The organism is Gluconacetobacter sp. (genome assembly GCF_047721585.1).
GTDB lineage: Bacteria > Pseudomonadota > Alphaproteobacteria > Acetobacterales > Acetobacteraceae > Gluconacetobacter > Gluconacetobacter dulcium.
The window spans coordinates 1907-7454 of record NZ_JBDNXE010000162.1 but is presented as its reverse complement, the minus strand read 5'-3'; the positions used below and the strand labels follow the sequence as shown (position 1 = coordinate 7454).

The 5548-nt window shown below is 63.1% G+C and carries 4 protein-coding genes; 2 read left to right on the top strand and 2 right to left on the bottom strand.

Annotated features, from left to right (window positions below; genetic code table 11):
- Positions 1-204 precede the first annotated feature (204 nt).
- Both ABF821_RS18880 and ABF821_RS18875 read right to left on the bottom strand, forming a co-directional pair.
- The gene (locus ABF821_RS18880; RefSeq protein WP_415531192.1) at positions 205-1305 is read right to left on the bottom strand and encodes an NADH:flavin oxidoreductase/NADH oxidase; all 1101 of its coding nucleotides are present in this window, start codon (positions 1303-1305) and stop codon (positions 205-207) included.
- A 43-nt stretch (positions 1306-1348) separates the two neighbouring features.
- Positions 1349-2272 carry a LysR substrate-binding domain-containing protein gene (locus ABF821_RS18875; RefSeq protein WP_182974831.1) on the bottom strand — a complete coding sequence of 308 codons (924 nt, stop codon included), beginning with the start codon at positions 2270-2272 and terminating at the stop codon, positions 1349-1351.
- Positions 2273-2489: 217 nt separating this feature from the next.
- Between ABF821_RS18875 and ABF821_RS18870 the strand changes: the two genes are divergently transcribed.
- Together ABF821_RS18870 and ABF821_RS18865 are read left to right on the top strand one after the other, a co-directional pair.
- Positions 2490-2939: a lipocalin-like domain-containing protein gene (locus tag ABF821_RS18870; protein ID WP_310888984.1), complete on the top strand. Its 450-nt coding sequence runs from the start codon at positions 2490-2492 to the stop codon at positions 2937-2939.
- Between the two features lie 279 nt (positions 2940-3218).
- Positions 3219-4856: an acetolactate synthase large subunit gene (locus ABF821_RS18865; RefSeq protein ID WP_415531191.1), complete on the top strand. Its 1638-nt coding sequence runs from the start codon at positions 3219-3221 to the stop codon at positions 4854-4856.
- Positions 4857-5548 lie beyond the last annotated feature (692 nt).

The window sequence follows — 5548 nt, the reverse complement described above, 5'->3', positions numbered from 1 at the left end:
CAGAAAGCACCGCTCCCCCGGAAACGGACACCCGACCATAATTTATGTTGCAATTAATATTCATTCTCATTATTAGTCAGGAACTCACGGCGTTCCGGCAGTTCCCAACCGTCGATTTCCCAACCCTCGCGCCGTGAAACCTCAAGCGGCATCGCCATCCTCCGATGGCGGTGCCGTTTTTTCATCCCCTCCCGCAACCGGTCGTCAGACCGCGAACAGATCCCGATAGCGCGAAGGCTGGCACCGCAGATACTGGTCCGGCGCTTTCACCCGCGCCCCCAGATGGGCCGCCGCGTGCCACGGCCAGCGGGGGTCGTACAGGATCGTCCGCGCCAGCGCCACCATGTCCGCATCGCCGGTGGCGACGATCCCTTCCGCCTGGTCGAAATCGGTAATCAGGCCCACCGCCACCACGGGCAGATCCACCTGCTGCCGCACGGCCCGCGCCAGCGGAACCTGATAGCTGGGCGACACGGGAATCTCCTGCAACGGGCTCAATCCCGCACTGGAGACATGAACGGCATCGCACCCCCGTTCCTTCAGGCGCTGCGCGAAGGCCACAGTCTGGTCGATCGTCCATCCCCCGTCCACCCAGTCGGTACCCGAAACGCGGACCGAAACAGGCTTGTCCGGAAAGGCCTGACGCACGGCATCGAAGACCTCCAGCGGAAAGCGCATCCGATTTTCCAGCGAGCCGCCATAATCGTCATCCCGAAGGTTGGACAGCGGCGAGAGGAACTGATGCAGCAGATAACCATGCGCGGCATGCACCTGCACCAGGTCCAGCCCCAGCCGCGCCGCCCGCTTCGCGGAGGCCGCGAAAGCCTCGCGCACCTGCCGCATGCCCGCGCGGTCCAAGGCCAGCGGCGCATGCGTCTCCGGCGTAAACGCCACGGCCGAAGGGGCGACCGTCCGCCATCCGTCCACGGCGTCGGGCGCGATCTGCCGCCCGCCTTTCCACGGCACCTCGCACGACGCCTTGCGCCCGGCATGCGAAAGCTGGATGCCCACCGGAATGTCCGACCACGCCCGCACACCGTCCAGAACGCGGCGCAGCGCCGCTTCCGTGCCGTCATCCCACAGCCCGACATCGCCATAGGTAATGCGGCCTTCCGGCAGCACGGCGGTCGCCTCGATCGTCAGCAGCCCGGCCCCCGACAGCGCCAGAGTCCCCAGATGGATCAGATGCCAGTCCGTCATCCGGCCCTCGGCCGCCGAATACTGGCACATCGGCGCAATGACGATCCGATTGGCCAGCGCAAGCCCACCGACCTCCACCGGCTGAAACAACCTCGATCGCGTCATGGAAATCCTCCGTCTTCATGCGGCGCGTTTTTCGGTCAGGCACTCATGCGCGGTAGGAAAACCCGCCGCACCGCCGCAGATAAGCCCGCAATTCGCGCAGGAACACATCCACATTCGCCCGCCCGCCCTGCCGGTGCGGCCGCAGCGCATAGAAATCGATGCTCTCCCCGGAAAGCTCCGGCAGAACATGCACCAGCTTGCCCGATTTCAGGTCGTCATGAACGTCGCACATCAGCTTGTAGGCGATTCCCTGCCCCGACAAGGCCCAGTCATGGATCACCTCGCAACTCGTCGAGGACAGGCGCGGCTGCACCGTCACCACCTCCCTGTTCTCCTCCTCGCCGAACGCCCAACGATTGACCAGCGTCATGGATTTGCTGCGCCGCAGGCAAAGACAGTCATGCACCGCCAGATCCTGAAGCGTCGCAGGCGCCGCCGCGCGGGCCAGATAGGTCGGCGAGGCACACAGAATGCGCGTTGTCGAAGCCAGATGCGTCACGATGGCGGTCGGCATGTCGGGCATGCCCAGCCGCACGATCAGGTCCAGGCAGTCGCCGAATTCGTGCCGCCCCTCGCTGACCAGCGCCAGCCCGATTTTCAGTTCCGGATACCGTTCATTGAACGCCTCCACGAAGGGCGCGATCAGGCGCCGCCCCAGTTCCAGCGGCGCGCCGATATTCAGGCTGCCCTGCGGCATCCGCTCGGCCGAGGAAATCTCGGCTTCCAGATCGGTGATATCGGTCACGATCCGCAGCGCGCGATCATACAGGATCTGCCCCGTGTCGCTCAGTTTGAAGCGCCGCGTGCTCCGGTTCACCAGGCAACTGCCCAGCCTGCCCTCCAGCCGGGCCAGCCGCCGCGACACCACGGCCGGCGAGGTCCCCATGCCGCGCGCCGCCTTGGTCATGCTCTGCGCCTCGGCCAGCATCACGAAGAACCTCAGATCGCCTACTTCATCGTAGATCATTTTTGGACGGCTCCCATTTTTGTCGCCTGAGCATAAATCTTTTGTCCCATTTTGAATAGAAAAAACCGCTCGAATGGCCTACAGTCCTCTCGTATAAATGAATAATTATTCACGAAACATCCAATGAAACAGTCAAAACAAGAACAATAAGAATACTGCCTGAAGCCACAAGGCTTCACTTACTTGGCCTTTTGTTTCAAGAGGAGTCATTCCAAAAGTGACGCAGTTAAAACACGCCCACTCCAACGATCTGGCACAGCAATTGATCGGCACCTGGAAGCTCGTTTCCTATCAGGTCGAAGACAAGAAGACCGGCGAGATGATCGAGGCCATGGGCGAAACCCCGCGCGGACGGGTCGTTTTCACCGCCGACGGCTGGGTCGCCTTCAACCTGGAAGGCAGCGACCGCCAACCTGCCGAGACGGACTGGGACCGCGCGCAGCTCATGAAGACGCTGGTTGCCTATATCGGCCGCTACCGGATCGAGCAGGACCAGTGGATCACCGACGTCGAAACCGCCTGGGCGCCCGAATGGGTCGGCACGGAACAACGGCGGACCGTCAGCGTCGAGGGTTCCTACGCCACCGTGGTCACGCCGTGGCGCGAAATGCCCAACTGGGCCGATCGCGGCGCCTCCCGCAGCCTGATCCGCTTCGAACGCGCCTGACCGCCAGACCGGAAATGCGCACCGGTGGCGTGCGCATTCCCCCCCTGCGACACAACGGCAGCGCATGCGCATTCCGGGGACCAGACGGCCACGAATTGCCGATTGAGCCTTGTCACCGGATCTGTTCGGATACCCCCACCCGGATGGCTTTCGCCACGGGGAAACATCCCTGCACCATGACGGACCTGATTGGGATGTGAAGAGCCCGAACGCTTTCTTCCCTGTTCTTTCCGTAAAACGATGCATGACGGGTTCAAGGATCCGTCCGGAGATGATCATATGACAAAAGCATCAGACCTCCTCATCGCAGCCCTGGAAAACGAGGGCGTCGATCGAATTTTCGGCATTCCCGGCGAAGAGAATCTCGATATCGTGGAGTCTCTGCGCACGTCCTCGATCAAGCTCACGGTCACGCGCCACGAACAGGCGGCGGCCTTCATGGCCGCGACCCATGGCCGCCTCACGGGCAAGCCGGGCGTATGCCTCGCAACACTCGGTCCGGGCGCGCTCAATCTCGCCACCGGCGCCGCCTACGCCCATCTGGGCGCGATGCCGATGGTGATGCTGACCGGCCAGAAGCCGATCCTGTCGGAACGCCAGGCCCGCTTCCAGATCGTCGACGTGGTGGCGACGATGCGCCCGCTCACCAAGATGGCGCGGCAGATCGTCTCCGCCCCCATGATCCCGACCCTGATCCGCGACGCCTTCCGCGTGGCGGCGGAAGAACGTCCCGGCCCGGTCCACCTCGAACTGCCCGAAGACATCGCGCGCGAGGAATGCGGCAATCTGGCGCCGATCCATCCGCACCCCATCGACGCCCCCGTCGCCGGTGACGAGGCGCTGCGCATCGCGGCCAACCTGCTGCTGTCCGCCAAGCGCCCGCTGGTCATGCTGGGGGCCGCGGCCTCCCGCCCCCGCCTGGCCGGCAAATTGTATGAATTCTTCTCGCGCACGCGCCTGCCCTATTTCACGACCCAGATGGGCAAGGGCGCGGTCGGCGGATGCAGCGACCTCTACATGGGCACCGCCGCGCTGAGCGAACGCGATTACGTCCACGAGGCCATCGAACGCGCGGACCTGATCCTGTCGATCGGCCACGACACAGTCGAAAAACCCCCTTTCATCATGGGCGCCAACGGGCCTGAGGTCGTGCATTTCGGCTACGAGCCCGCGCAGGTCGAACAGGTCTATTTCCCGCAGGCCGAAGTCATCGGCGATATCGGCGTCTCGCTGTCGCGCCTGGCCGATCAGGTCGAGGGCCGCCTCACCAACGCCGATGCCCTTCTCGGCCTGCGCGACGGCATCCTGGCGCACATCCTGGAGGGCTCGACCGACAATCGCTGGACGCCACAGCGGGTCGTCGCCGATATCCGCAAGGTCATGCCGCAGGACGGCATCGTGACGCTGGATAACGGGATGTACAAGATCTGGTTCGCGCGCAACTACCGCACCAGCGTCGCGAACACGCTCCTGCTGGACAACGCCCTGGCGACCATGGGCGCGGGCCTGCCATCGGCCATCGCGGCGGCCCTCCTCTACCCCGAGCGGCGCGTGCTGGCCGTCTCGGGCGATGGCGGCTTCATGATGAACAGCCAGGAGATCGAAACCGCCGTCCGCCTCAAGCTCAACCTCGTGTCCCTGATCATCGACGACGGCGCCTTCGGCATGATCCGCTGGAAACAGGCGGTCGATCATTTCCCCGATTACGGCATGACGTTCGGCAACCCCGATTTCGTCAAATACGCCGAATCCTACGGCGCCAAGGGCCATTTCGTGGAAAAGATCGAAGATTTCGAAGCAACGCTCGAACGCGCCTTCGTCGAGGGCGGCGTGCAGATCATCGCCATCCCGATCGACTATTCCGACAATATCCGCGTGCTGATCGACGAACTGAGCAAGCGCATCCCCGTCACCTGAACACTCTCCCCCCGCCGGGCGCCCGCATCCATCCCCCAACGGCGCCCGGTCATGGCGTAAGCCGCCCGCCCCGTCCGGTTCACCGACCGTACGAACCTGCCGACAGCGCATACGAAACCACACCTCAAAACAAAAAAAATCTGTAGCATTCCGTAAATATTTTATCATTCGATCCCAATAAATACACACACACCCCAAATGGAATCGACACCCGCCCGTCTTTCCATCAGGCAAAACAGACAGAAGCCAACATTCAGAAATCTTCTCTATTGACAGGCATTTTCCTTTGACCATCCCCGCCATTCATGACACCACGAAAAGAAATCCAGACACAAACCAACCCACGGCAACTGATCGACATATCCCCCGTTTCCTCTCCAAACCCCTCTGAACACAATAGAAATCCGTCTTTCGATCAGGCCTGACCACAAACCTCAAAAGGCGCTCCCAGCAGAGCCTCCAGTCAATTCGGACCAAACCGTTTTATGAACATTGACGAGCCCGCCCCCCGCGATGCCTCGCCCCTCGCCGCCATGCGCCAGAAGATGAATCAGGCCGACGCCGCGTTCCGACGCGACCTGCCAGCCGCGGGCGGCGCCCCCCCCCTACGTTCGGGAGCCGGGGGGCCCCGCGCCCCCCGGGCGGGTGTGGGCGGGCCCCACCCCCCGCGACGGGGGCGTGTTGACAAAGAC